The organism is Streptomyces sp. NPDC001100 (assembly GCF_053598575.1).
This window is the reverse complement of the sequence record NZ_JBSFKO010000024.1, coordinates 25,330-49,463: the sequence shown is the minus strand read 5'-3', so window position 1 is coordinate 49,463 and position 24,134 is coordinate 25,330. Positions and strand designations below refer to the sequence as shown.

Sequence of the window (24,134 nt, the reverse complement as noted above, 5' to 3'; positions counted from 1 at the left end):
TCATGGGCAGGCGACGCCCGGGGGCACCGACGCTGGAAGAGGTGGCCGCCCACGCGCGGGTGGGGCGGGGCACGGTCTCCCGCGTCATCAACAACGCGGCGGGCGTGAAGGATTCGACGCGCCGGGCGGTTCAGCAGGCCATCGAGGAACTGGGTTACGTGCCCAATCTCGCGGCCCGTTCCCTGGCGGGCCGGCGGGCCGACGCCGTCGCCCTGGTCATGACGGAGCCGGACTGGCGGCAGTTCGCCGAACCCTTCTTCTCCGAGATCGTCAACTCGCTCGGGAACGCGCTGACAGACACCGGAATGCAACTGCTGCTGACCCTGGTCCGCTCGGACACCGAGCGGCAGCGCTTCCTCGAGTACGCGCGCGGCGGCCGGGTGGACGGTGTCCTGCTGATGTCCGTGCACGCCGACGACCCCCTGCCGGACATGCTCGCCGAGGCCCGGCTGCCGACCGTGCTGCTGGGGCGCCGTTCCGGAGAGGAGTACGTCAGCTACGTCGACGCGGACAACATCGGCGGCGCACGCAGCGCCGTCTCCCATCTCGTCCAACGAGGCCGCAGAGTCATCGCCACCATCACGGGGCCGCTCGACCTGTACGCCGCCCAGTGCCGGCTGCGCGGCTACGAGGAAGCACTCAAGCTCGCGGGGCTGAAGAGCGAGCCGACCCTTGCCGCCGAAAGCGACTTCACGGCGGACAGCGGGCGCCGCGCCATGGCCGAGCTCATCGATCGGCATCCGGACATCGACGGCGTCCTCGCCGCGTCGGACACCACGGCAGCGGGCGCTCTGGAGGCCCTGCGCGCGGCCGGACGCCGGGTACCCGAGGACGTCGCCGTCATCGGCTTCGACGACTTTCCGCTGGCCCAGCAGACCGAACCACGACTGACGACGGTGCGTCAGCCGATCGAGGAGATCGGGCGGGCCATGATCCGGCTGCTCCTGGAGGAGATGGAGGAGGGCGCCGTGGCCTGGCGTCACGTCATCCTCCGTACCGAGCTCGTGGTTCGCGACTCCACCTGACGTCCGTCGCCACATCCGCAGGGGAAAGCACCGCAGGCCGGCGCGCCGTGTCTCGTCCCCGCGTCCGACCTGCACCTCCGAAATCGCTTCAACGGGTTCATGCCCACAGTCTTGTCATGGACCTGGACCATCCCTACAGTCCTGCCGAGCCAAGGTTTGGGAGCGCTCCCATTCAGATAGTCGCGGGAGCACCACCCCACTACCCCCCATCCCTCTGAAGAGGATCCGCATGCGTCCTTCACCGCACCATGCCCGCAGCGCGCGTGGCCTGCTCGGCGCGCTGCTCACCTCGCTCGTCTCGCTGGCCGCGCTTCTGACCACGGCGTCGGCGGCACAGGCCGACACCACGATCTGCCAGCCCTTCGGTACTACGACCATCCAGGGCCGGTACGTGGTCCAGAACAACCGCTGGGGCACCAGTGCCGCCCAGTGCATCACCGCGACGGACTCGGGGTTCAGGATCGCCCAGGCCGACGGGTCCGTCCCCACGAACGGCGCTCCGAAGTCGTATCCGTCCGTCTACAACGGCTGCCACTACACCAACTGCTCGCCGGGTACCAACCTTCCCGCCCAGCTCAGCGCTGTCTCCACCGCACCTTCGAGCATCTCCTACAGCTATGTGAACGACGCGGTGTACGACGCCGCGTACGACATCTGGCTCGACCCCACGCCACGCACAGACGGCGTCAACAGGACCGAGATCATGATCTGGTTCAACAAGGTCGGATCCATCCAGCCGATCGGCTCCCCGGTCGGCAACGCCAGCGTGGGCGGGCGCGACTGGCAGGTGTGGTCCGGCAACAACGGCTCGAACGACGTGCTGTCGTTCGTCGCACCGTCGGCGGTCAGCAGCTGGTCCTTCGACGTCATGGACTTCGCCCGGCAGGCCGTGTCGCGCGGACTGGCCCAGAACAACTGGTATCTGACGAGTGTTCAGGCCGGGTTCGAGCCCTGGCAGAACGGCGCCGGTCTCGCCGTGAACTCGTTCTCCTCCGCCGTGAACACCGGTTCCTCCGGTGGTGGCAACCCCGGCGGCTCCACGGCCTGCAAGGTGGCGTACGCGACGAACGTCTGGCAGGGCGGCTTCACCGCCGACGTCACCATCACCAACACCGGCTCCTCCCCCGTCAGCGGCTGGCAGCTCGCGTTCACCCTCCCCTCCGGGCAACGGATCACCAACGCCTGGAACGCGAACCTGTCCTCGTCCTCGGGAGCCGTCACAGCGAGCAACGTGAGCCACAACGCCCAGATCGCGGCCGGCGGCCAGGTGTCGTTCGGGTTCCAGGGCACAACCGACGGAGCCTTCGCCAAGCCCTCCGGCTACAACCTGAACGGGACGGCCTGCACCGCCGTCTGACACACGTTCACTCTCCGGGGCTCGCCTGTCCGCCGCACGGACCGGCGGGCCCTGGAAGCCTGATGGGAACCGCACGCTGACTCAGATCGGACACCCCATGGGAGAGGGCTGGTTGTGCGCGCCACTCGGAGGTTAGGGTCTTGGTAAGCGATCGCTTAGCTCTTCGGGAGCAGCGCGGTCGGCGGCGCCGGGAGAGGCAGGGAGTCTGATGGCGGTCATCGACGCATGGATGCAGCACCCCACCCTCCGTCACTCCAACCACGAGATGTTCGAGTCGTTGCGCCGGTGGACGGGCGGAGGTCTGCTGGAGGAGCCGTTGCCGGTGAAGGCCACGGTGGCCGCGATGGCCGCGGCGGACGTTGAGATCGGCCTGTCGGCGGCCTGGTACGGACCTCAGGGGCCATTGATCAGCAACGATGAGGTGGCCGAGTTCGTCGTCCAGTCCCAAGGGCGGCTGCGCGGGGTGGCCGGCGCGAACCTCACCCGCCCGGTCCGGGCGGTACGGGAACTCCGCCGTGCCGTGGAGGAACTCGGCTTCGTGGCCCTGCGCATCGTGCCCTGGCTGTGGCAACTCCCGCCCACCGACCGGCTGTACGCCGCCTGCGTCGACCTCGGCATCCCCTTCTGCACCCAGGTCGGGCACACCGGCCCGCTGCGGCCCTCCGAAACCGGCCGACCCATCCCCTACATCGACCAAGTCGCGCTGGACTTCCTCGAGTTGACCATCGTGTGCGGGCACATCGGGTATCCGTGGACCACGGAGATGATCGCGGTGGCCGACAAGCACGCCAACGTGTACATCGACACCAGCGCCCCTCCTGTTCGACATCGCCGCACGTGCCGCGCTGAGTCTGGACAACGCCCGCCGATACACCCGTGAGCATCGGGCCGCGGTCGCGTTGCAACAGCGGTTGCTGCCCAGGGCCGTCACGCGGACGACGACGGCGGAGTCGGCCGGCCGCTACGTACCCGCGGGCGGTGGGGCGGACATCAGCGGCGACTGGTTCGACGTGGTCCCGCTGCCGTCCCTGCGGGTGGCGTTCGTCGTCGGCGACGTCACGGGGCACGGACTGCACGCCGCTGCCACCATGGGCCGCTTGCGGACCGCGATCCACACTCTGGCCGACCTGGAGTTCCCACCCGGCGAGTTCCTCAGCCATCTCGACGATCTCGTCCAGCAACTCGCCGACGAAGTAGACCCTCAGCTCAAGGACTCCATCGGCGCCACCTGTCTGTACGCGCTGTACGACCCGGTCACCGGCGCCTGTTCCGTCGCCTCCGCGGGGCATCCGCCCCCTGCCGTGATCCGGCCCGACGGAACGGGCCGCCCGATCACAGTCTCCCCGGGGCCGCCGCTCGGAGTGGGCGGCATGCCTTTCGAGGAGACCGCGGTCGACCTGGAACCTGACGGCACGCTGGCGCTTTACACCGACGGCCTGGTCCGTGCCCAGTCCGACGACATCGACCGGGGCACCCAAGACCTTCTGGACCGGCTTTCGTCGCTGTGCCGCCAAGACGGGACGTTGAAGGACATCGGCCAGACTGTGCTGGACGAGCTCACCGAGACGCCGTCCCGTGACGACATGGCGCTCCTCCTGGCCCGCACCCGGAGGATCCCCGCGTCCGCCATCGCCGACTGGACCTTTCCCGACGATCCCGCCGTGGTCACCGACGCGCGCAAGGCCGTCACCGCACAACTGGCCGCGTGGGAGCTCGACCACATGGCCTTCAGCACCGAACTGATCGTCAGTGAGCTGGTCACCAACGCGATTCGCTACGCGGGCGGCACCATCGGCCTGCGCCTGTTCCACGACGACGCGACGCTGGTGTGCGAGGTCACCGACAGCAGCAACACCCAGCCCCGGCTACGGCGGGCGCGCGCCGGCGACGAGGGTGGCCGCGGCCTGTTCCTGGTGGCCCAGCTCTCCAAACGGTGGGGAAGCCGCTACCACCAGACAGGCAAGACCATCTGGGCGGAAGAATCGATCACGGCCCTTCCGACACCAGAAGCCGCCTTTGTCGCATTGTGGGACAACGCGACCCTGTAGGCCGCGTTCGCCGCATGCCGGCAGGAGAGACGCTCGCTCAGCAGCCGGTCCCTGCCCGGGGCTAGGTCGGTTCCAGCGATGACGAGGGCAGGTCTCCGGTCGCGTTCAAACGGTCTGACATCTCACGCGCCACAGACTGCAGTTGCTGCACCAACTCCGCGTCCTGAGCCGGATCCAGCTTGCCCAGACACATCATGGCCGCCAGCGGACGCCCACCCGAATCCACCACCGGAACAGCGATCCCCCGCCCGGTGTCGAACCTCTCGAAATTGTCGACCGCGTACCCCTGCGCCCGGATCTCCTCGAACTCACGCCGCATCCGGTCGAGATCGGTGATCGTGTTCCGGGTGAAACGCCGCCACTCCTCGGTCCCGACGGCATCACGGACCTCGTCCTCCGGCAGGTACGCCAGCAACAGCTTCCCGTCGGCCATCGCATGAGCAGGCTGCGGGTGCCCCGGCTCGAACTCGATGAGCTCCGTGTTCACACCGGCCGAACGCGCCAACTGCACCGTCTTGCCACCGACGAGCGTGCTCAGCACCGCGTCATGACCGGACCACTGAGCGACCCGCGCCAGATGCCCGCGGCTGTCCTGCACGACAGGGTTGCTGACCAGCGCAACACTGCCGATGCCCACAGCGCCCATCCCCAGCCGATACTTGCTGGTCCGCGAGTTCTGCTCCACCCACCCCACACTGACCAACGTCGCCAGCAACCGGTGAACACTGCCCGGAGACAGCCCCACGAACTTCGCCAACTCCACTATGCCCAAAGGGTACGGATGCTCGGTCAGCGCCGTCATGATGCGAGCCGCCCGCTGAACCGCCCGCACATGCCCGACATCCCGACCCTCGCCGGGCGAACCAGCCGAAGACGAGCCTTCTTCCTTCACATGACCTCCGATCCACCACAGGATACTGATCCGGCGCCGCCCTCATAGCACCTGGTGCGGACCATCGTGTCCTGGATCGGTTCCTCGTCGAAGAGCCGCCTTGTCGCGCCCACCTCCACGTGACGATCCCCCGCCACCCTTGACGGCCATGAAACACGTCACTAATCTTTTTGGAATCAGATTCCGGCAGATGGAATACAGACATGTCACCGCAAAGTGAACGAGTCGCCAACTTCTCAGCCTCCAGGACCATCGACCCGAGCGAGTTCCGCACCGTGCTCGGCCATCTCCCCACGGGGGTGGTGGTGCTCGCAGCCGACACCCCCGGTCAGCCCGTGGGGATGGCCGCCAACTCGATCACCTCCGTCTCGCTCGACCCGCCCCTGATCGCCGTGTGTGCCGCTCGCACGTCGAGCACCTGGCCACAGATCCGACGCGAGCAGCGCTTCTGCGTCAGCGTGCTGGCATCGCATCACGAACAGATCTCACGGCAGTTCTCGCGAGCCGGCACGGACCGGTTCGCCGGAATCAGCTGGCACCACCGCGACACCGGGCCGGCGCTCGACGACGCGATCGCCTGGCTCGACTGCGAGCTGGTCACCGAGCACGACGCCGGCGACCACACCATCGCCGTCGCACGGGTGCTGGATCTCGCCTCCGCCCGGGACGGACGGGCCCTGGTCTTCTTCCGAGGCCAGTACGGCCGGTTCGTCCCCACCGACTTCGACCAACCCCGAAGGGACAACGCGTGAAGCTCCTGTTCTTCAACGACTTCCGGCTCGGCGTCTTCGACGGCGACTCCGTCGTCGACGTAAGCGGCGCTGTCGCCGATCTGTCACCGGCTCACCCGCAGGAACTGCTGACGACCGTCATCACCCGGTGGTCGGAGTTCCAGGACAGGATCCGGGAGGCGGCCCAACAGGGCACCGGCGTCCCACTGGACTCCGTCCGCGTCCGCCCCCCGGTGCCGAGGCCGCTGAACATCGACTGCATGGCACGCAACTACATAGAAGGAGCCACCGAACGGCCCCCCATCAACGGTTTCGCCAAGACACCCCACTCGATCGTCGGGCACGGCGACCGGATGGTGCTTCCCGACATCCCCGCGACGGTATTCGAGGGCGAGGCCGAGCTCGCCGTCGTCATCGGGCGACGAGCCCACAATGTCTCCGTCGACGAAGCGATGACCTACGTCTTCGGGTACACCAACCTCATCGACGGTTCCGCCCGAGGCATCCCGCCCCGCCAGAACGCCTTCTATCAGATGAAGTCCCGGGAGACCTTCTGCCCGATCGGTCCCTTCCTGGTGACCGCCGACGAGGTGCCGGACCCGCAGAACCTGCCGGTGCGCCTGTGGACCAACGGCAGACTGATGCAGGACTTCAACACCGACGACATGGCCTACAGCATCGCCGAGTCGATCGCGTTCGTCTCCTCGCTGCACACCCTCGAACCCGGTGACCTGGTGGCCACCGGAACCACCCATGGCGGCCTGCACCCGCTCATGGACGGTGACCTCGTCGAACTGGAGGTCGGCAACCTTGGCCGGCTGCGCATCGACGTCCAGGACGACCTCAAGCGCACCTGGAAGCGCGAGACGCGTCACGACCGTGCCCTGGCCGGCCTCCAAGGCACTCCGCCACAGCTCAGCGGCAAGTACACGCCCGTAACGGTCCAGGCCTGAAGTGCGCGTACTGCACGTCACTGACGTCTCCGGAGCCGCGGATGTGTGTCAGGTGCTTCTCCCCTACCGCGATGCCAGGGACAAGGGTCCGTACGACGTCATCCCGGCATCGCGCTTCTGGCTCGCCCGGCTTCGGGCGGACAACATGCCCGCGCTGCCGGCACTCGGCTGCCACCTGGTCGTGGTGCTGTCCGGCCACATCGAGCTGTCCGTCACCGGGCGTCCTGTCACCGAACTCGGTCCCGGCGACGTCGTGTGCTTCGATGTCGACAGCGTCAGTCTCACGTGGCCGGACGACGCCTGGCTGTTCTTCGTCGCCACTCCGGGATGGGTGCCGGAACCAGGGCTCATCGAGGTCAGCTCCGACCAGGACCCTCGGCCCGGCCGCCCCCTTCTGACGTGGATATACGACGACGGCGGGCGCTCACGCTCCGAGCCCTTGCGGTGGCCGTGGTCCCTCGGTTCGGTACCGCCGGTCGACAAGTGGCCGGCGTCGATCGGAGCCTTTGTCACCCGACGCGACTACGGACTGGACGGCCACACTCCGGGCGTGTGGCACAACGGTCCGCGCCGGCAGTTCGGCATCACCCTGAACGGAAGCGGTGAGAACGAGACCGGCGACGGCACCCTCACCCACCCGGTGACCGGTGACGTCGCGCTCATCGCCGACGTGACCGGAGCCGGCCATGTCACCCGGGGCCGCGGAGACCGATGGATGATGTTCGTGACAGTCGCTCCCGGCGACCTGAGCGAACTCGCCCCGGAAGCCTGAACGCCCCCGCACCATCGAGGCACCGGTCGGCCGTCTCACGCGCCAGCGACCGCACAGCGCCGACGCGTCGGCCACCTCACCACGAGCCGCCCCGACGAGACACGTCACCACCTGGGACAGCCGGGCTGCTCGGGAAGACACCGGAGCCGTGTCACACCCAACAGATGATGTGACACGGCTCCGGTGTCGAGAAGCATCGCCTGCATGCGGTGACGCTGTCCGACGGGTCACGACTCTGCCCCCGCTGAGCCTGGTCGATGCGCTCGGGGGGACAGACAACTTGCGGTTCGCAGAGGACGGCGGTCCGAGCTAAACCCCCTCACGGCTGTCGGCGAGCTGCGGGGCGACGATCACCGGAGTCGCGGTGGCGCCGAGCACGAAGGCGAGGTCGACGCGCGCAGCCAGTTCGACCAACCGCAGCCCCCGCGCGGTCACGTCCAGCACACCGAGATCGGTGATGATCCGGTCGACCACTCCTCGCCCGGTGAGGGGGAGGGTGCACCGGGGCAGCAGCTTGGGCGAACCGTCCTTGGCCACGTGCTCCATGAGGACGATGACGCGACCGGCGCCGTTCACCAGGTCCATCGCCCCGCCCATCCCCTTCACCATGAGGCCCGGGACCATCCAGTTGGCGAGATCTCCGGTGGCCGAGACCTGCATTCCGCCAAGGATCGTGGTGTCCACGTGGCCCCCGCGGATCATGGCGAACGACATCGAGGAGGAGAAGAACGCCGCGCCCGGCAACGTCGTCACCTGCTCGGTGCCGGCGTTGATCACTTCCGGGTCGCCCTGACCGTGCTCGGGATACGGCCCGACGGCCAGGACGCCGTTCTCGCTGTGGACGACCACATGGACACCCGGCTCCAGGAACTGGGGTACCTGGGTGGGCAGTCCGATGCCGAGGTTGACGCATTCGCCGTCGCGCAGCTCCTGCGCGGCCCGCGCGGCCATCTCCTGACGCGTCCAGCCGATCCTCACTCGGTCCTCCCGGCGTCCGCGGCGATCACGGTCTGGACGAAGACACCCGGAAGGTGCACCGCGTCAGGATCGATCTCGCCGGCTTCCACCACCCGTTCCGCCTCGACGACCGTGACGCGCCCTGCCATCGCCACGTCCGGATTGAAGTTCATCGCCGCCGCATGGAAGACGGCGTTGCCATGACGGTCCGCGACCGCCGCCCTGACGAAGGCGTAGTCGGTGACGATGCTCTCCTCCAGAACGCAGTCCCTGGCACGACCCCTCACCGTGAAGGTGCGGACCTCCTTCGGCGGCGACGCGACGGCGACCACGCCGTCTGCGCCGTAGCGCCGAGGGAGTCCTCCCTCGGCCACCACCGTGCCCACTCCGGTCGGAGTGAAGAAGGCCGCGATCCCCGCACCGCCGGCCCGCAGGCGCTCGGCCAGCGTGCCCTGGGGCGTCAGTTCGACCTCGATCTCGCCGGCCAGGTACTGGCGGGCGAACTCCAGGTTCTGACCGAAGTAGGACGCGATGACCTTGCTGATGCGGTGCTCCTGGAGCAGCCGCACCAGCCCGACGCCGTTGACGCCACAGTTGTTGGTCACGACGGTGAGGTCCTTGGCGCCCTGGTCGAGGAGCGCCGCCACCAGCTTCCAGGGGACCCCTGCCGTCCCGAACCCGCCCACCGCGATGCTGGCTCCGTCAGCTATGTCCCGGACAGCCGCGGCGGCGCTCTCGACTACTTTGTCCACGACGTGCCCTGTCTCCTCATGCGGTCGTTCACCGCAGTACCAGTCCCCCGTCCGGGCAGATGGTCTGCCCGGTGAGGGCCTCGGCCTCCCGTGAGGCGAGGAAGCCCACGACTTCGGCCACGTCCTCGGGGACGAGTGTCCGTGGGAGTGCCTGTCGCGAGCGCACTCTCTCGGCCACCTCGGAACCGAGTCCGGGTTCGGACGCCGGTGGGGGTGTCATGCCTGGTGCGACGCAGTTGACGGTGATGCCGTCCGCGCCCAGGGAACGGGCCAGAGCCCGCGCGGCGCCGATCAGGGCGCCCTTGGTCATGACGTACGGCAGCATGTCCGGCACCGGCGGCGGGTCGAAGAACGTGTCCGACACGACCATCACGACCCGGCCGAAATGGTGCTCGGCCATGCTCGGCGTCAACTCCTGCAGAAGCCAGAGCGGAGCCTCGACGTTGACGGTCATCATCCGGCGCAGGAGTGCGGTGTCGAGGTCGAGGAGGGCCGCTCGCTCGAAGTTGACACCGGCATGGACCAGCACGTCACAGCGGCCGTACCGCTCCAGCACCGTGCGGGCTGCCGCACGGACCTGCTTCTCGTCCGCGAGATCGACGGCGTCGGGCCCGGCTCGATCCAGCACGACGACACGGTGGCCCCGTGCGATCAGCGCCTTGACGATCGCGCTGCCGATGAAACCGGCCCCTCCGGTGACGAGGGCGACGGGCGCCCCGCCGTCGGCCTCACCCATTGAACTTGGCGTCGAGACCCGCCAGCGCTCCATCGATGTCGGCCCCGATCCCGGCGCGTGCGGCGTCCTGCATCTGGTCGGGCACGTCGACTTCGATGGCGTACTCGACCTCGCTGCCGGCGCCGGACCCGGTGACCGTGAACGTCGCTTCGAGCTTCGTCATCGGCGTCTTCTGACCGGGGACGAGTCCGTAGGTGAGGGTGCGTGCCGCGTCGTCCTTGGCGGAGATCCGGTCGAACACCGAGTCTCCGCGGGTGAAGTTGACCAGGCGGTCGCCGTCGGGGCGCAGTTCGACCGAGGCGATGTGCGGCTGCCACGCGGCATAGCCACCGAAGTCACTCACGAACGCCCACACCTGGTCGGCCGGGGCCTTGAGCGCTACGGACTTGCTGACGTTGACAATGGCCATGGTGTTCTCTCTTTCCTAGTGAAGGGGTGTGCTTGGTCGGTGGGGTGCTAGCGCACCAGTTCAAGGGCCTTTGCCAGCCGGTTGCGGGCATCCGTCGGGGTGAGCATTTCCAGAGTCCCGGCCAACGGGCCGGACATGCCCTGCAGCCAACCGCCGGTGTGCAGGTCACCGGTGTCGACGGCCTCCCCGCCGACGCCGGCGATGAGCGCCCCGACGAGCGCCTTGGCGTCGGAGTCGTCCCCGGCCATGTACACGGCGTTGTCCTCGCCCGCCGCCGCTCCCAGACCCTTGACCAGGAACGGGATGGGCGTGGTGTTGAAGGCCTTGACCAGCCGGGCGCCGGGCACGAACTCGGCGACGACCTCGCTCGAGATGCGGTCCCCGATGTCGATGAGGCCGTCGGGGCCGGGCTTGCTGCGGTTGTTGGTGGTGTCGACCACCACCACGCCGGACCAGTCCTCGACCGCCGACACCGCCTCCGCGGTCCTGCCCCAGGGCGTGGCCAGAATGACGAGGTCACTTCCCTCCACGGCGCCGGGGACGTCGGCCGCACTGGCGTGCTCACCGAACTGGGCCGTCAGGGCGACCAGCGACTGCGGACCTCGCGAGTTCGCGAGCACGACGTCGTGGCCGGCCTCCACGAGCAGACCCGTGAGCGCCTGGCCCATTCGGCCGGCCCCGATGATTCCGATCCTCATTGCGTGTCTCCGTCTCGTTCCTTTTCACGATCAGCAGTGGGTGTCCACTCCTGTCCCCCGAGGTAGCTGGCCTGGATCACGCTGCGGTCCCGCCGTAGCACCGCGGCGTCATGGCTGTCGCTGCCGACGCCGTGGGCCATCAGGTAGGCCCGGTCGGAAATCTCCAGGGCGAGGTGCACGTGCTGCTCGACCAGCAGAACGGCGCAGCCGCTCTCGTCCGCGTAGGCCCGGATCACGGGCAGCAGCTGCTCGACGATCACGGGGGCCAATCCGAGACTGAGCTCGTCGAGCACCAGCAGCGAGGGTCTGCGGGCCAGCGCGCGTCCGACCGCGAGCATCTGCTGCTCGCCGCCGGACAGGACGCCCGCGCGCCGGTCGGCGATGGCCGGCAGTGCCGGGAAGTACCGGTAGGCCAAGTCCGCCTCCAGTCGTTCGCCGCGCGGCCCGAGCCTGAGGTGTTCGGCCACTGTCAGTCCCCTGAACAGGCCCCGGTCCTCCGGCACGTGCGCGATGGCGCAACGCGCTCGTGCGGCGGGGGTCAGTCCGGTCAGGTCCTGGCCGCGCATCGAGATCGAACCCGCCGAGACCTTCACCAGGCCGGAGAGCGCGCGCAACGTCGTGGTTTTGCCGGCCCCGTTGGGGCCCAGCAGGGCCACCACCTCGCCCTTGCCGACCTCCAGATGGACATCGCGAACGACGTCGACGCTGCCGTAACCCGCGGTCAGACCCTCGATGCGCAGTACTGGTTGGGTCATGATTCCTCCCCGACCTTGATGTCGTCAGAGGCCGCCGATCCCAGATAGGCGGAGATCACCCTGGGGTCACGGCGCACGTCCGCCGGGCGCCCGGTGGCGATGACCTGGCCGAACTCGAGGACGACCACGTGATCGCAGGTCGCGAACACGAGATTGATGTCGTGGTCGATGAGCAGCATCGGTGTGCCTTGATCACCGAGCCGTCGCAGGTGTTTACCGAGCTCCGCGCTCTCGTCGGTGTCCAGGCCGGCAGCCGGCTCGTCCAGCAGCACCACCTTCGGCTCACCGACGAAGGCCCGGGCCATACCGACCAGCTTTCGCTGCCCCTCCGAGAGCTCGCCCGGCATCGCATCGGCGAGGTCCACGATGCCGAGCGCCTCCAGGGCATGGCCCACCGGGGGCCTGGTCGCCTCGGCGTTGGTCAGCAGCTCACGGATCGTCGTCCACAACGCCGGCCGACGGGCGGCGACAGCCAGGTTCTCCGCCACCGTGAGGGGGTCGAAGAGCTCCACGGCCTGCCACGTCCGGCCGAGGCCCGCCTGCACCCGGGCGTGCGGGCGCATCCGCCCGATGTCGCGGCCGGCCACCTCGACGCTGCCCATGCACCGCGCGAAACCGGTCACGGCGTCGATGAACGTGGTCTTCCCCGCCCCGTTGGGGCCGATCAGTCCCACGATCTGGCCGGGACGCACCTCGATGTCGACGCCGGAGAGCGCCCGCACCCCGCCGTACCGGACACTGATACCGCGTGCGGACAGCACAGGACTCGGCATCCTCACACACCTCCCTGCGGCTTGGCGCCCACCGCGGTCAACGCCTTGCCGGCTCGTGCTGCACGCGCACGTCGCTCCCGCTTCGCAGCCGAGGCGACCAACAGCCCGTCGGGGCAGAACCGCAGCTGGATGAGCAGACCGGCTCCGATGATGAGCTGCATGTAGATGGAGACCCGGCTCTCCGGCAGCACCCAGGTCTGGAGGATGAGTGGGATCACCGCTCCGGCGGCGCCGAATCCGGCCAGCACTCCGCCCTGGACCAGCGTCACTCCCAGGACGTAGACACTCGCGACCAGGGAGAGGGCGCTCATGGTGCCGTAGCTGTTCGCCGACACCGTGCGGAAGTCGTAGGCATACATCACGCCGGCGACGCTGGCCAGGAAGGACGCGATGGCGAAGCCCTGGATCTTGACGGCTCGCACGTTGACGCCCGCCGCCGCGGCGGCCCGTTCGTTCGAGCGCACGGCCAGCATGCGGCGGCCCAGGTCTCCCCTGCGCAGATTCGCCACGAACAGGTAGAGCACCACGGTCACCACCAGTGCCAGCAGGCCGAAGACCGGACTGGGCAGTGACCCGTCCAGACCACGGAAGGAGGCATCGGCACCGAGGTTGAGGCCGAAGAGCTTCGGTGACTCGACAGGAGCCCCTGTCTGGCCACCACCCCAGTCCGGGTTGGCGAAGATGAACTGCTCGATCGCGATCGCGGCAGCCAGCGTCACCACGACCAGCGTCACTCCCCGCACTCTCAGCGCACTGGCGCCGATGAGCACCCCGAGCACGGTCGCCGCGGCGATCGCCAGGATCGGGGCCAGCGGAAAGCCGATACCGTACGCGGCCTCAAGGTGCGAGAGCACGAATCCGGCGACTCCGGCCAGCGCCAACTGGACCACCGACAGCTGACCGACGTAGCCCATGATCACAACGAAGGAGAGACACAGGACGGTGGCCACCAGACCGGTCGCGACGGCCTGCCGGAAGTCGGAGGGGAGCACCACGAGGGCCACGGCGCACGCGATGGCCACCGGGGCGACCCGCGCGGCGAGCCGGTCCTGGTCGGGCACCATCGGCAGGGACCGTTCCACCAGGTCGCCGCGGAGGGGAAGGCTGGAGCCCCGCCACCAAAGGGCGATGACGATGAGGAGGAACTCGACCACCTGCTGCACGCCCGGGATGGCGGAGCCGTTCTGGGTGGGGAACCACGACTCGTTGGACGCCTGGTAGAGCAGTGACTCGCTGATCCCGATGAGCAGGCTGACGGCACACGCGACACCGAACGAGGTGAAGCGCGCGAACAGTGCCGCGGCCAGCGCCGGGATGATCAGCAGGGGCAGTGTCGTGGCGCTGAGTCCGACGATCGACGCGGCCAGCACTCCCACGAACCCGGTGGCCACATGTCCGAGGACGGAGTTGCCCAGCGAGATGACGTTCGGCGACAGTCCGGCCAGGGCGGCCGACCTCTCGCTCTCCGAGGCAGCCCGCGTGGCGAGCCCGAACCGGGTGAAGCGGTAGAGAGCGGCAAGACCGCCCGCCAGCACCACCACGATGCCGGCCAGGATGAACTGCGCTTCGGGCACCGCCACACCGAAGACGGACACCACGTCGCCGGTGAGCACCGACGGGCTGTTCCGGGGCGCGCTGCCGAAGGTCAGCAGGACCAACGCCTGAGTCAGCAGCAGCACACCCAACGACGCCACGAGCTTGGCCAGCGGGGAGGCGCTGCGCAGTGGTCTGACGGCGACCAACTCCACGACCACGGCGTAGAGGGCCATGAACAGCAGTGTCAGAACGATGGCCGGGACGGTCTGCAGCGCGAACCCGAAGAACCCGGTGCGCAGCGCCCAGAACACATAGCCGGCGACCATGACCGTCGCGCCCGCGGCCAGGTTGATCGTTCCGCTGCCGCGCCAGCCGAGCACCACACCCAGCGCGATGCCGGCGATGACCGCGCCCGAACCGAGCCCCAGCAGCGCGAAAAGAACAAGTGTCTCCATGAGCTTTCTCCTTCGGCCGTGCCGCCGGCTCAGACGAGTCCGTCGGCCTTCAGACCGAAGTGCTCCTTGGCCAGCGCGGTGGCGAAGGTCTCCCACTGCAGCCCGACGTTGGTCCGTGCCGTGGAGATGTCCCGGTAGTACCGCTGCATGCGCGAGCCGTTGCGCCCTCCCTCACTGGTTCCGGAGGTGCGGAACAACAGCTCGACCGCTTCCCAGGCGAGGTTGACCGCGTGGTGGGTGCTGGCGTGGATCCGCATCAGCTGCTCCGGGGCGAACCCCTTGTCGCCGGCAACGGCCTCCCGGCAGAGCCCCATGTAGAACTCGCTGCTGCGCAGAAGGACGTCCTCCGCCGCGCTGGCCTTGCCGCTGGCCACACCCCAGTGGCGCTGGTAGTCGGCCGTCTGGAACCGCGGGACGCCGTGTGGTCCGGGGGTCTTCTTGGCGCGGATGATCCGCTCGTACTCGTCCAGCGCCGCGTAGGCACAGCCCACCAGCACCGACGTGATCTCCAGTTGCAGGTAGCCCATGGAGTGGCCGGCGTACATGGGATTCCCGTGCAGCCGGTAACCGGGGGTCGCCGGCTTCCCGCCGAACCCCAGCGGGTTTCCGCGGACGACGAACTCGTCGGGGACCACCGCTCCGTCGACCTGGATGCTGTTGGATCCGCTCCCCCGCATCCCGAAGGAGCGGTGCCGCCAGTCGTCCATCAGCGTCCAGTCCGCGCGCGGCACCAACGCCAGCCCCTGGCCGCCGGCCGGACCGTCACCCTCGTCGAGGCGGACCGCGAGCATCGCGTGGGTGGAGTACGGCGATCCCGAGCAGTAGTCCCAGGTCCCCGATATCCGCCACGCGCCCTGCTCGGTTCGGGTGGCCGTGCCCATCGGGATGCCGCGCATGGGTGCGGCGAAGTCCCCGTCGGGTCCTATGGCACCGGCCTGGGCGGCCTCGCCGTAGAGCCCGCCGATCTGCAGGCCGTGCCCGGCCGCGAGGCACAGGCCCCAGCCGGTTCCGGGACATCCGCGGGCGATCTCGACGATCACCTGCAAGAAGGTGGGTACGTCGAATTCGTAGCCGCCGTAGCGTCGGGGCAGGAGGGTCCGGTAGAAGCCGGCCTGCCGGAAGAGCTCGTGAGTCTCGGGCGAGTAGGCGCCCCGCTCCTCCGTGGCTTCCTGCTCGTCCCGCAGTCGGTCTCGGAAGGCCGCCGCGTGCTGCACCAGGTCCTCGGGACGCGGGTTCGGCTCACGGGGCCGGATCGTGGCGCTCGCTGGGGCGCTCATGGTGTCTCCTCGTCTTCGTCCGCCGCGGTCGCGGGGACGGGTCGTTGCAAAGGGTTGATCGAGATCGCGGTGGGGGTACGACGTGTGGTCGCCGTCAGAGCCCGGACGGGGTGATCCAGTCGGTGACCGCGGAGAAGGTGTTGCCGCCGGTGTGCTCGAAGACCCGGCTCTGGGCGCCGCAGAGTCCCGGCTGATCGCTGTAGGCACCGCACTTGACCGTCTCGCTGCCCAGAAGCATCGGACCGTGGAACGACTGGGCGGCCTTCGCCACGGTCTTCGTGGTCGCGTCCGCGCCACCGGCCGCGTTGAGGAACTTCGTCGCTGTCATGACCAGGCTCCAGGCGAGCGTCGCGTCGGAGTCGGTCTGGGCGCCGGCGCTCAGCGAGGCCGCTTGCGACTGCTTGAGGTAGGCCCGCACATCGGTGAGGGATGTGTCGGCGACGTTGGTCTGTGTCGACAGTTGCAGCCACTTCGGCGCTTCGCCGCCCAGCCCCTGGGCGACTGCCTTGGAGAAGCAGAAGGAGCCGGTCGACACGATCGGGGCCTTGACCGCCAGGGAGTCCAGGGCCTTGGCCGCCGAGACGCAGTTCGGCGGCGACGACACCAGCGGTACGACGGCGTCGGCCGTCTGGACGCCGGCGGCGACCGCGGCCGCGGTGAGATTGGTCGTCGACGGGTCGAATCCGACCGCCTTGAGCTTGATGCCGAGCTTCTTGAGGTCCTTGCGGATCACGTCCACGCCGCCGATGCTCTGGGCGTCCTGCGGGTAGATGACGGCCACGCTCTTGGCCTTGACCTTGTCGTCGAGGTAGGTCGCCAGCCCTCCGAAGATCGAGTCCGGGTTGCCGTTGAAGATGAAGACGTTCTTGCCGGTGGCGTCCGGCGCGCTGATCGAGTTCGACATCAGGATGGGCTTGCTGCCCTGGACGACCGCCCGCATGGACTGGCCGCCGTTGATCAGAGTGCCGACGAGCACGGTCTTGATGTCGTTGTCGTTGGTCATCTTCAGCCCGCAGGAGTTGCCCTCCTGCTCGCTGTCCACCACGTAACAGGTGCTCAGTTCGAGCGGATGACCGTCGATCCCGCCAAGTTTCTCGTTGACGTACTTCACCGCCGCCCGGGCCCCGAGCGTGGCGTTCGGGTATTCCAGCGACCCGCCCTGCTGGTTGACCCACCCGATCTTCACCGGTGAGAGGCCGGTGTCGGCCGCCCCCGACTTGCCGCCGGTGTAGTCGGCCAGATCTGTCACCGCCCAGGGGTCGGCGGAGCTGGAACTACGGGGCGAGGTGGCCCCCTGGGTTGCGGCGGTGCTGTCCGAGGTGGCGCAGCCGGCGGCCGTCAGACCGAGCACCACGCTCAGTCCGACGACGGCGGTCCTGGTGCGCCGACTTACCGGAATGTCTGCAAACACGTCCTTGTGCATGTACGACTCCTTGTTTCCCGCAGATCCATCCGGGGCCGGCCGTTGAGACCTTCAAGGCGGAGATTAGATGCGGAATCAAATTCCACTAGATGGAATGCGGTGAACCTAGCAGCGTGCCCGGAACCCCACAAGAGTTACGACACGGTTTCCTGTTCCGAACCGGCCGGGACCTGCGACTGGGCCGCGAGGTCGGCCTGGGCCTCCGGGCTTTCGAGTGCTGCCGTGATGGCTCGCACCAGTTCCCGCGCCGAGGCGGCGCTGAGCTCGATCCCGACCCGAGCGCCCACGCCGGCTTCAGGGTTAACGAAATCGATGATCAACGCGTGGTCGTACGGAGCGCTGACGGGGTGGTCGTAGAAGACGTTGGCCTGCGTCACCTTCAGCCAGTCCGGCACTCCCCGCGCGGCACCGGCGATACCGATCTGCTCGGTCATCCACGTGCACATACCGTCCTCCTTCAGCGCAGGTGTTCGTCGTAGAACTCGAAGACCCGCTCCCACCCGTCCACGGCCTGCTCCTGCCGGTAGTTAGGCTTGTCCGAGGCGAAGAACGCATGGCCGGCGCCGTCGTAGCGGAAGAACCTGAACGACTTCCCGTGCTTCGTCAGCACGCGTTCGATCTCGTCGACCTGCTCCGGGGTGGGGTTGAGATCGTCGTTGCCGAAGATCCCCAGAAGCGGCATCGACATGTCCGGCGCCCTGTGGATGACGCCCTTCGGCGCCGGACCCGGGCGATGGGGATCGGGGGGTTGCGGGAGGATGCTCCCGCCCCAGCAGTCCACGGCCGCGTCGAGCGAGGGCACGTCGCAGGCCGCCAGGAACGCCTGCCGGCCGCCGGAGCAGAAACCGATCACTCCGACCTTCCCGTTGGCGCCCGGCTGCGCCCGCAAGTACGCTGCGGCGCCCGCGATGTCGCCCATCACCTGGTCGTTGGGCATCGCCTTGGCGAGCCCCTCCGCACGTGCGGCGGCGGCGACGTCCGCCCAATGGCCGGGACCGCGCCGGTGATAGAGGTGCGGAGAGAGAGCCGTGTAGCCCCGGGCCGCGAAGTTCCGCACCACCTCCTTGCACCACGGGTCGAGTCCCGGTGCGTGGTGGAGCACCACGACTCCGGGGGTCGGCTCGGTGGTCACGGGCCGGGCGAGGTAGCCCTCTATGGGAGTGTCCCGATGGCCGGCGAATCCGACGACCTCGGCAAACATGGCTTCCTTCAAGGACGTTCCCCTCTTGGGAGTCCGGGCGCGATCACGCGGACGCCTGCATCTCGTCCAGCAGGCCGAGCAGCTCCGCCTCGCTCAGGGACAGGTCGATCGCCTCGCTGAAGGGCTGCGGCCAGTCGATACCGGTGTGCCAGTAGACCTCGACGCGGTTGTCCTCCGGGTCGCGGAAGTAGCAGCCGATCGCGTTGCCGTGGTTGTTGATGTGGTCGATCGAGTACTTCCGCTCGACGATCTGCGCGTAGAACTCCCGCAGGTCCGACAACGACTCGACCACGAAGGACAGTTGCTGGGGGTCGGTGTGCCGCTCCGCGTTCTTCGCCAGGAGCAGTTCGTGGTGCTCCTCGCCGGGGCGCGAGCTGAGGAAGACGCGCCGCTCGTCGCGGTCGGTCACGGTCATACCGAGGAAGCCCGAGTAGAACTCGAGCATGACCTCCGGGTCGGTGACGAACAGGCCGACGTGGCCGAGACGGGTGACCTTGGGCATGGTGAGACTCCTTTACGTGGTGGGGCGCCGAGCGGCGCGATTCACGGGGTGACGGTCGTCGGCCAGGCCGACGAACCGGTGACGACGTCGAGCAGCCGGTCGACGTCGTCGATCGCGTGGCCGCGCCAGGCGACGTGGTGATCCGAGCGGAGCAGCGTCGCGGGTGCCAGGTACAGGTCGTGCAGGGCGGCCCGGTCGGGCTCGCCGGGGGTGACCACGTCGAGGGGGACGCCGCGCGCCGCGGCCGCTCGGCGCAGCGGCTCGGTGTCGAACTCGTCCAGCACCAGAAGGGTGAATCCCGGGCCGATGTGGTCGTAGAGGGAAGAACCGTCTTTGAGCCAGTGGTGGGGAGCCCGGTTGCCCGGCGCCGCCGAAGGGACGTAGTCCTCGAAGTCGGCCGGCGGCTCCTCGACGCCGTCGCGCAGGACGATCGGCGAGCTGGAGTAGCGGTAGCCCAACTGGCCGCCCATGCGCTTGAACTGTCGCGCCTTCTGCACCTGGATGTCTTCGGCGACCTGGGCACGCACCGCATCGCCCTCAGGACCGGGGTCCTCTATACCGTCGCGCACCAGCTGCGACGCGCCCACGGCCTGGTTGCGCTCGCAGCCGTCGAGGATGAACCGGGCCGCCTCACCCCGCTCGATGCTGTAGCTCGCCAGGAGCAGGGGGCCGCCCCATCCCTGGACGAGTGCCGCCAGCTTCCATCCGAGGTCGGCCGCGTCCCCGATGCCGATGTTCATACCGAACCCGCCCATCGGGGAGACCAAGTGGGCGGCGTCTCCCGCCAGCAGTACCCGGCCGAAGTCGTAGCGCGGCGCCTGCATCGAGTGGGTGATGAACGTTCCGCCCTCCAGCGGTTCGACCTCGAACTCGGCGCCGACCGACCGGAAGAGCATGTCGCGGCACGCCTCCCAGTCGTCACCGTCCATGTGACCGGGCACCGGAGAACAGAAGTACGCCCACTGGTCCTCGCCGGACTGCGGTACCAGGCTGTCGCAGTAGCGGTCCTCGTTGTAGAAGAGCGTCATCGACACCATGGGCGAGGCCTTCCAGTGCTCGGCCAGCCCGGGGGCACGCAGATGCCAGAGGAAGCTCCGCGCCAGGTTGGCCTTGCCCTCCAACCGCACGTTGAGGATCCGGCTGCGCAGCCGCGAACGGCTGCCGTCCGCGGCCACGAGGTAGTCGCTGCGGAACACCTGCGGCCCGTCGGGCGCGGTCACGTGCACGGTGACGCCGTCGTCGTCCTGCTCGAACGACTCGACCGTGTGCCCGAAGCGCACGTCGATCAGCGGGAGTTGCGCGGCCCGGGCCCGAAGGGTCTTCTCGATCGCCTCGTTGGGCGCCCACTCGGCGACCTCCGAGGCGATCGGCAGCCGCTCGGACCACTCGTAGGCCCGGGGGAAGTGCTGGATCAGATGCCCGTTCAGCCGTGTCACGAAGGCCACGTCGCGTTGGATCCGCGGGCTCACGGGGTCGTTCTCCCGCAGCGCGTCGGCTATCCCCCAACGGCGGAAGTGCTCCATCGAACGGACATTTGTCATGTTGGTGCGCGCCGAGAAGCGGTCTGCTTCCGCACGGCTTTCGAAGACCACGCTTGCCACGCCGCGCTGTGCAAGGTCGATGGCGAGCGCCATGCCAACGGGCCCACCGCCGGCGATCGCCACCGAGGCAGACCCCTCTATAGGTGCCCTGCTCACACTTGACCTCCATTCCGTCAGGTGAAATCTGATTCCAAAATAGACCTCAGCTCTCGCCATGTCGAGCGTTCGGCGGACAGTTCTTTCGTCCGTGTGTCGCGAGGGTTACTTCGCCGGGGAGGAGTACACGGACCAGGAACCGGCGGGCCCGCCAAACCACGACGCGGCCGCCGGGCGAGTGCTCGGCGACCGCGTTCTCGTTGCTCGGTGGAGGCGTACGACAGCCGGCGCGCGCCCGCTTGCACGCGGCGCGGCGGGGGCTCCTAGCGCACGGGGTGGGCGGAGCCGGACCCGCGCGGCGCGTGTGCCGCCCAGTCCACGTCGCCCTCGGCGTCCAGCATGTCGGGGTCGAACATGACGATGGTCGTGGCGACCAGGAGGACCAGGAGCGGGCCGGCGAGCATGACCATGAGGAACCCAAGATTGCTCGTCGACTCGTCGATCGTGGTGTGGCCGTTGAGCCGGATGGTGAGGGCGGTCATGCCGATGTAGTGCATGCCGGTCACCGCCACGCCCATGATCAGGCTCGCGCCCATGCTGGACCACAGGGCGTGGATGGAGACCGCTCCCCACAGCGCCACCGTGGTGATGACGAGGGTGAAGACGAAGGTGAGAATCACGATGGTGCCGTCGTAGTGGAGGCTGCCGTCGATCTTGATGGCACTCATACCGAGGCCCTGCATGGTCACCACCCCGTTCCCGGTGATGATGCCCGCGATTGTCAGGATCACCGCCGACCGGCCCCGGTAGCCGGCGAGGAACATGCCGACGGCGACGCAGACGATGACGACCGCGAGGCTGAAGAACACCTGGTCGCGGTCGTAGCGAACCGCCACACCCTCGATGTCGAAGCCGATCATGGCGGTGAAGTGCATGGCCCAGATGCCGCAGCCGAATGATATGGAGCCCAGAGCCAGCCATCTGCCTCTGTGATGTGGGCGGCGCAGCGACCGTGTCGTACACCTCAGCCCGAGTGCCGACCCGACGGTGGCCATCAGGTAGGCGGCGATCGGCGTCACGACGCCGTAACTGAAGTTGGTGACGGTGCCCGTCATACGGTTCTCCTCCGTGCGGGAAGGCGGGATTGCTACGGGCGCGGCGGCCGGACGCCGCCGGGCCCGATCCCGGCCGCACGCGTTCGGGAGACCCGTACCGGCCGGGAGGGCACTGCTGCCCAGGGGGCCGGGCGCACGCGCTCACCGCGTCGAGCGGCCCGACCCCCTCGGCCCGTGCCGAACGATCACGTACCGGCCGGGGCCAGCACGATGTCGAAGGAGACTCGTGACCATGAGTCGTCCACCGCGCGGCCGTCCGGCGTCGGGGAGCCGGGGGCCTGGCGTTCGAACTTCTTCACCAGGGACTCCTTGACCCCGAACACCGTGTCCGAGTCGAGCAGTTCGTCGCCGCTGACGAAGATGTGGGTGACCAGCGTGCGCTGCCCCGCGGCACTGACCATGAAGTGCAGATGCGAGGCTCGCATGGGGGATCGGCCGACGGCCGCGAGCATCTTGCCCACGGGACCGTCGTGGGGAATGGGGTACGGCGTCGGCGTGACGCCCCAGAACGAGTAGCGTCCCTCGGCGTCGGAGAAGAGATGGCCGCGGGCCGCGGTCCGGCCGTCGTCGTGCTGGACGTCGTAGAGGCCCTCGGCGTCGGCCTCCCAGACCTCGATGCGCGCACCGGCGACCGGCGCGCCGTCACTGTCGGAGACGGTGCCCTCCACCCAGCACGGTTCTCCGGACGCGACGCCGGAGATGGAGCCGCCTGGGGGGATCTCGGGGCTGTTCTCGACGAAGAACGGTCCGAAGACGGTCGCCTCGGTCGCGTCGCCGTACGCCTCGTTGTTGATGCCGATGGTCTGCATCGACAGTCCGAGTACGTCGGAGAGCAGGATGAATTCCTGCCGCTTGTCGTCCGTCATGTGTCCGGCGGCGGTCAGGAACTCGATGCCCTTGGTCCACTCCTCCTCGGTCAGACGGACCTCGCGGGCGAAGGCGTGCAGATGGTGCACGAGCGAGGTCATCAGCTGCTTGAGCCGCGGGTCGGAACAGCCGTCGAACGAACGGACGACGCGCTCGACCAGGTCCGCCTCGCGACGCTCCTGTTCGGCGGAGACGGTGTCGGTCATCGGGGCTCTGCTCCTTCCCAGGCCGCGTGCAGCAGCCCGGTGATGTTGTCGGCGGTCACGGGGGTCGGATTGCCCGGCGGCACAGCGGCGAGGATCGCCTCCGCGGCGGGGCCGATGCCGGATTCCGGCATGCCGTAGTCGCGAAGAGCCCGGGGCGCGTCGAGCCGGGTGCGCAGCCGGGCGAGCCCGTCGGTCGCCGACCCTGCGTCGAAGGCGGCGGCGATACGTCGCTCGGCGTCCGGTGCCGACGGCACGTTGAAGGCGAGTACGTGGGGCAGGACGACGGCATGGGTCTGGGCGTGCGGAAGATCGAACATGCCGCCGAGCACGTGACAGATCTTGTGGTGCAGCCCCGAGCCCGCGGAGGCGAACGCCACCGCGGAGAGATAGGCGCCGTACAGGGCGTGTTCACGCCCGTCGAGGCCGCCCGGCTCGGAGACGACCAGCGGCAGTCCGACGTTCAGGGCCCGGATGCCCTCGCCGGCCAGTGCCCGGTCGATCGGGTCGGCCCGCGGCGCCCACATCGAATCGACGCAGTGGGCCAGGGCGTTGAGCCCGGACGCCACACTCAGGTCGACCGGCAGGGTGAGCATGAGCGTCGCGTCGTACACGATCGTTCGCGGGAGCACCCGGGGGTCGGTGCCGGTGGTCTTGCGGGCGTGCTCGGTGAGTCCCCAGACGTTGGTGGCCTCCGAGCCCGCGTAGGTCGTCGGCACCGCCACAATGGGCACACCGGTGGTGAGCGCCACGGCCTTGGCCAAGCCGGTCGTCGAGCCGCCGCCGATACAGACGAGGGCGTCGACGCGATGGGCCGCGGCCTGTTCTCGGGCCCGTTCGGCGACCTCGACCGGCACGTGCATGGCCACCTCGTGGTGCCAGTGCGCCACGGGCAACTGCCCGGCGATCCGGTGGGCCAGTTCGCGTTCGGCCTCCGCGGCGATCACCATGACCCGGGCCGCGCCGAGCTCCTTGATCTCGTCCAGGAGGTTCTCCGCCGCCGAGGCCGAGGCGAACCGCACACGCTGAGCGAGGGTGTCGTGGTCGAAGCGCATGCCCT

Annotated in this window: 24 protein-coding genes and 1 pseudogene; 7 read left to right on the top strand and 18 right to left on the bottom strand. The window is 68.7% G+C overall.

Going from position 1 to position 24,134, the window contains the following annotated elements:
- The first annotated feature begins 2 nt into the window (after positions 1 to 2).
- The 4 genes and pseudogenes from ACWDEW_RS30445 to ACWDEW_RS30430 all read left to right on the top strand — a co-directional run.
- Positions 3 to 1,025 carry a LacI family DNA-binding transcriptional regulator gene (locus ACWDEW_RS30445; RefSeq protein WP_450516840.1) on the top strand — a complete coding sequence of 341 codons (1,023 nt, stop codon included), beginning with the start codon at positions 3 to 5 and terminating at the stop codon, positions 1,023 to 1,025.
- Positions 1,026 to 1,254: 229 nt separating this feature from the next.
- The gene (locus ACWDEW_RS30440) at positions 1,255 to 2,382 is read left to right on the top strand and encodes a GH12 family glycosyl hydrolase domain-containing protein (protein WP_450516838.1); all 1,128 of its coding nucleotides are present in this window, start codon (positions 1,255 to 1,257) and stop codon (positions 2,380 to 2,382) included.
- A gap of 208 nt (positions 2,383 to 2,590) precedes the next feature.
- Positions 2,591 to 3,262, top strand: a complete 672-nt coding sequence (locus tag ACWDEW_RS30435; RefSeq protein ID WP_450516836.1) for an amidohydrolase family protein — start codon at positions 2,591 to 2,593, stop codon at positions 3,260 to 3,262.
- Positions 3,192 to 4,430 (top strand): annotated as a pseudogene (locus ACWDEW_RS30430) (SpoIIE family protein phosphatase); the annotation flags it as partial. The gene ACWDEW_RS30435 and the pseudogene ACWDEW_RS30430, both read left to right, overlap by 71 nt.
- Before the next feature lie 61 nt (positions 4,431 to 4,491).
- On the opposite strand, the gene ACWDEW_RS30425 reads toward ACWDEW_RS30430, so the two are convergent.
- Complete coding sequence (locus ACWDEW_RS30425; RefSeq protein ID WP_158697294.1) at positions 4,492 to 5,322, bottom strand: IclR family transcriptional regulator; 831 nt, start codon at positions 5,320 to 5,322, stop codon at positions 4,492 to 4,494.
- A gap of 203 nt (positions 5,323 to 5,525) precedes the next feature.
- Here ACWDEW_RS30425 and ACWDEW_RS30420 point away from each other — a divergent pair, with 203 nt between their 5' ends.
- Genes ACWDEW_RS30420 through ACWDEW_RS30410 form a run of 3 tightly spaced genes read left to right on the top strand, consistent with a single transcriptional unit; the run spans position 5,526 to position 7,778 of the window.
- Positions 5,526 to 6,074 (top strand): flavin reductase family protein, encoded by a 549-nt coding sequence (locus tag ACWDEW_RS30420; protein ID WP_450516834.1) that lies wholly within the window; start codon positions 5,526 to 5,528, stop codon positions 6,072 to 6,074.
- Positions 6,071 to 7,006 carry a fumarylacetoacetate hydrolase family protein gene (locus ACWDEW_RS30415; protein WP_450516832.1) on the top strand — a complete coding sequence of 312 codons (936 nt, stop codon included), beginning with the start codon at positions 6,071 to 6,073 and terminating at the stop codon, positions 7,004 to 7,006. The genes ACWDEW_RS30420 and ACWDEW_RS30415 overlap by 4 nt, the downstream gene beginning before the upstream one ends.
- A gap of 52 nt (positions 7,007 to 7,058) precedes the next feature.
- Positions 7,059 to 7,778, top strand: a complete 720-nt coding sequence (locus ACWDEW_RS30410; RefSeq protein ID WP_450516828.1) for a hypothetical protein — start codon at positions 7,059 to 7,061, stop codon at positions 7,776 to 7,778.
- A 309-nt stretch (positions 7,779 to 8,087) separates the two neighbouring features.
- On the opposite strand, the gene ACWDEW_RS30405 is transcribed toward ACWDEW_RS30410, so the two are convergent.
- From ACWDEW_RS30405 to ACWDEW_RS30325, 17 genes are all read right to left on the bottom strand, one after another.
- Positions 8,088 to 8,750, bottom strand: coding sequence for a 3-oxoacid CoA-transferase subunit B (locus ACWDEW_RS30405; protein ID WP_450517008.1), 663 nt, complete (start codon positions 8,748 to 8,750; stop codon positions 8,088 to 8,090).
- Positions 8,751 to 8,752: 2 nt separating this feature from the next.
- Positions 8,753 to 9,487 carry a CoA transferase subunit A gene (locus ACWDEW_RS30400; RefSeq protein ID WP_450516826.1) on the bottom strand — a complete coding sequence of 245 codons (735 nt, stop codon included), beginning with the start codon at positions 9,485 to 9,487 and terminating at the stop codon, positions 8,753 to 8,755.
- Between the two features lie 28 nt (positions 9,488 to 9,515).
- The gene (locus ACWDEW_RS30395; RefSeq protein WP_450516824.1) at positions 9,516 to 10,223 is read right to left on the bottom strand and encodes an SDR family NAD(P)-dependent oxidoreductase; all 708 of its coding nucleotides are present in this window, start codon (positions 10,221 to 10,223) and stop codon (positions 9,516 to 9,518) included.
- Entirely contained in the window at positions 10,216 to 10,632 is a 417-nt protein-coding gene (locus tag ACWDEW_RS30390) for an SRPBCC family protein (protein ID WP_450516822.1), read from the bottom strand. The genes ACWDEW_RS30395 and ACWDEW_RS30390 overlap by 8 nt, the downstream gene beginning before the upstream one ends.
- Before the next feature lie 47 nt (positions 10,633 to 10,679).
- Entirely contained in the window at positions 10,680 to 11,330 is a 651-nt protein-coding gene (locus ACWDEW_RS30385; RefSeq protein WP_450516820.1) for an NADPH-dependent F420 reductase, read from the bottom strand.
- A complete protein-coding gene (locus ACWDEW_RS30380) occupies positions 11,327 to 12,085 on the bottom strand; it encodes an ABC transporter ATP-binding protein (protein ID WP_450516818.1) in 759 nt (252 codons plus the stop codon). Before ACWDEW_RS30380 ends, ACWDEW_RS30385 begins: the two co-directional genes overlap by 4 nt.
- Positions 12,082 to 12,858, bottom strand: a complete 777-nt coding sequence (locus tag ACWDEW_RS30375) for an ABC transporter ATP-binding protein (RefSeq protein WP_450516816.1) — start codon at positions 12,856 to 12,858, stop codon at positions 12,082 to 12,084. Before ACWDEW_RS30375 ends, ACWDEW_RS30380 begins: the two co-directional genes overlap by 4 nt.
- Before the next feature lie 2 nt (positions 12,859 to 12,860).
- Positions 12,861 to 14,849, bottom strand: coding sequence for an ABC transporter permease (locus ACWDEW_RS30370; protein WP_450516814.1), 1,989 nt, complete (start codon positions 14,847 to 14,849; stop codon positions 12,861 to 12,863).
- A 29-nt stretch (positions 14,850 to 14,878) separates the two neighbouring features.
- Entirely contained in the window at positions 14,879 to 16,126 is a 1,248-nt protein-coding gene (locus ACWDEW_RS30365) for an acyl-CoA dehydrogenase family protein (RefSeq protein ID WP_450516812.1), read from the bottom strand.
- Positions 16,127 to 16,220: 94 nt separating this feature from the next.
- Positions 16,221 to 17,549, bottom strand: coding sequence for an ABC transporter substrate-binding protein (locus ACWDEW_RS30360; RefSeq protein WP_450516810.1), 1,329 nt, complete (start codon positions 17,547 to 17,549; stop codon positions 16,221 to 16,223).
- A gap of 134 nt (positions 17,550 to 17,683) precedes the next feature.
- Positions 17,684 to 17,983, bottom strand: a complete 300-nt coding sequence (locus ACWDEW_RS30355; RefSeq protein ID WP_450516808.1) for a DUF6295 family protein — start codon at positions 17,981 to 17,983, stop codon at positions 17,684 to 17,686.
- A gap of 23 nt (positions 17,984 to 18,006) precedes the next feature.
- Complete coding sequence (locus ACWDEW_RS30350) at positions 18,007 to 18,750, bottom strand: dienelactone hydrolase family protein (RefSeq protein ID WP_450516807.1); 744 nt, start codon at positions 18,748 to 18,750, stop codon at positions 18,007 to 18,009.
- Positions 18,751 to 18,793: 43 nt separating this feature from the next.
- Positions 18,794 to 19,252: a VOC family protein gene (locus tag ACWDEW_RS30345; protein WP_450516805.1), complete on the bottom strand. Its 459-nt coding sequence runs from the start codon at positions 19,250 to 19,252 to the stop codon at positions 18,794 to 18,796.
- Positions 19,253 to 19,293: 41 nt separating this feature from the next.
- Positions 19,294 to 20,949 (bottom strand): FAD-dependent monooxygenase, encoded by a 1,656-nt coding sequence (locus ACWDEW_RS30340; protein ID WP_450516803.1) that lies wholly within the window; start codon positions 20,947 to 20,949, stop codon positions 19,294 to 19,296.
- A 263-nt stretch (positions 20,950 to 21,212) separates the two neighbouring features.
- On the bottom strand, positions 21,213 to 22,004 hold the full coding sequence (locus ACWDEW_RS30335) for an MHYT domain-containing protein (protein ID WP_450516802.1): 792 nt from the start codon (positions 22,002 to 22,004) through the stop codon (positions 21,213 to 21,215).
- A gap of 185 nt (positions 22,005 to 22,189) precedes the next feature.
- Positions 22,190 to 23,077: an intradiol ring-cleavage dioxygenase gene (locus tag ACWDEW_RS30330; protein WP_124003286.1), complete on the bottom strand. Its 888-nt coding sequence runs from the start codon at positions 23,075 to 23,077 to the stop codon at positions 22,190 to 22,192.
- Positions 23,074 to 24,129 carry a maleylacetate reductase gene (locus ACWDEW_RS30325; RefSeq protein ID WP_450516800.1) on the bottom strand — a complete coding sequence of 352 codons (1,056 nt, stop codon included), beginning with the start codon at positions 24,127 to 24,129 and terminating at the stop codon, positions 23,074 to 23,076. The genes ACWDEW_RS30330 and ACWDEW_RS30325 overlap by 4 nt, the downstream gene beginning before the upstream one ends.
- Between the last annotated feature and the right edge of the window lie 5 nt (positions 24,130 to 24,134).

Coding starts and splice junctions, on each gene's coding strand:
- ACWDEW_RS30445 (WP_450516840.1), top strand. CDS start 3: ATGGGCAGGCGACGCCCGGGGGCACCGACGCTGGAAGAGGTGGCCGCC.
- ACWDEW_RS30440 (WP_450516838.1), top strand. CDS start 1,255: ATGCGTCCTTCACCGCACCATGCCCGCAGCGCGCGTGGCCTGCTCGGC.
- ACWDEW_RS30435 (WP_450516836.1), top strand. CDS start 2,591: ATGGCGGTCATCGACGCATGGATGCAGCACCCCACCCTCCGTCACTCC.
- ACWDEW_RS30420 (WP_450516834.1), top strand. CDS start 5,526: ATGTCACCGCAAAGTGAACGAGTCGCCAACTTCTCAGCCTCCAGGACC.
- ACWDEW_RS30395 (WP_450516824.1), bottom strand. CDS start 10,223: ATGGGTGAGGCCGACGGCGGGGCGCCCGTCGCCCTCGTCACCGGAGGG.
- ACWDEW_RS30390 (WP_450516822.1), bottom strand. CDS start 10,632: ATGGCCATTGTCAACGTCAGCAAGTCCGTAGCGCTCAAGGCCCCGGCC.
- ACWDEW_RS30385 (WP_450516820.1), bottom strand. CDS start 11,330: ATGAGGATCGGAATCATCGGGGCCGGCCGAATGGGCCAGGCGCTCACG.
- ACWDEW_RS30380 (WP_450516818.1), bottom strand. CDS start 12,085: ATGACCCAACCAGTACTGCGCATCGAGGGTCTGACCGCGGGTTACGGC.
- ACWDEW_RS30375 (WP_450516816.1), bottom strand. CDS start 12,858: ATGCCGAGTCCTGTGCTGTCCGCACGCGGTATCAGTGTCCGGTACGGC.
- ACWDEW_RS30370 (WP_450516814.1), bottom strand. CDS start 14,849: ATGGAGACACTTGTTCTTTTCGCGCTGCTGGGGCTCGGTTCGGGCGCG.
- ACWDEW_RS30365 (WP_450516812.1), bottom strand. CDS start 16,126: ATGAGCGCCCCAGCGAGCGCCACGATCCGGCCCCGTGAGCCGAACCCG.
- ACWDEW_RS30360 (WP_450516810.1), bottom strand. CDS start 17,549: ATGCACAAGGACGTGTTTGCAGACATTCCGGTAAGTCGGCGCACCAGG.
- ACWDEW_RS30355 (WP_450516808.1), bottom strand. CDS start 17,983: ATGACCGAGCAGATCGGTATCGCCGGTGCCGCGCGGGGAGTGCCGGAC.
- ACWDEW_RS30350 (WP_450516807.1), bottom strand. CDS start 18,750: ATGTTTGCCGAGGTCGTCGGATTCGCCGGCCATCGGGACACTCCCATA.
- ACWDEW_RS30345 (WP_450516805.1), bottom strand. CDS start 19,252: ATGCCCAAGGTCACCCGTCTCGGCCACGTCGGCCTGTTCGTCACCGAC.
- ACWDEW_RS30335 (WP_450516802.1), bottom strand. CDS start 22,004: ATGACGGGCACCGTCACCAACTTCAGTTACGGCGTCGTGACGCCGATC.
- ACWDEW_RS30330 (WP_124003286.1), bottom strand. CDS start 23,077: ATGACCGACACCGTCTCCGCCGAACAGGAGCGTCGCGAGGCGGACCTG.
- ACWDEW_RS30325 (WP_450516800.1), bottom strand. CDS start 24,129: ATGCGCTTCGACCACGACACCCTCGCTCAGCGTGTGCGGTTCGCCTCG.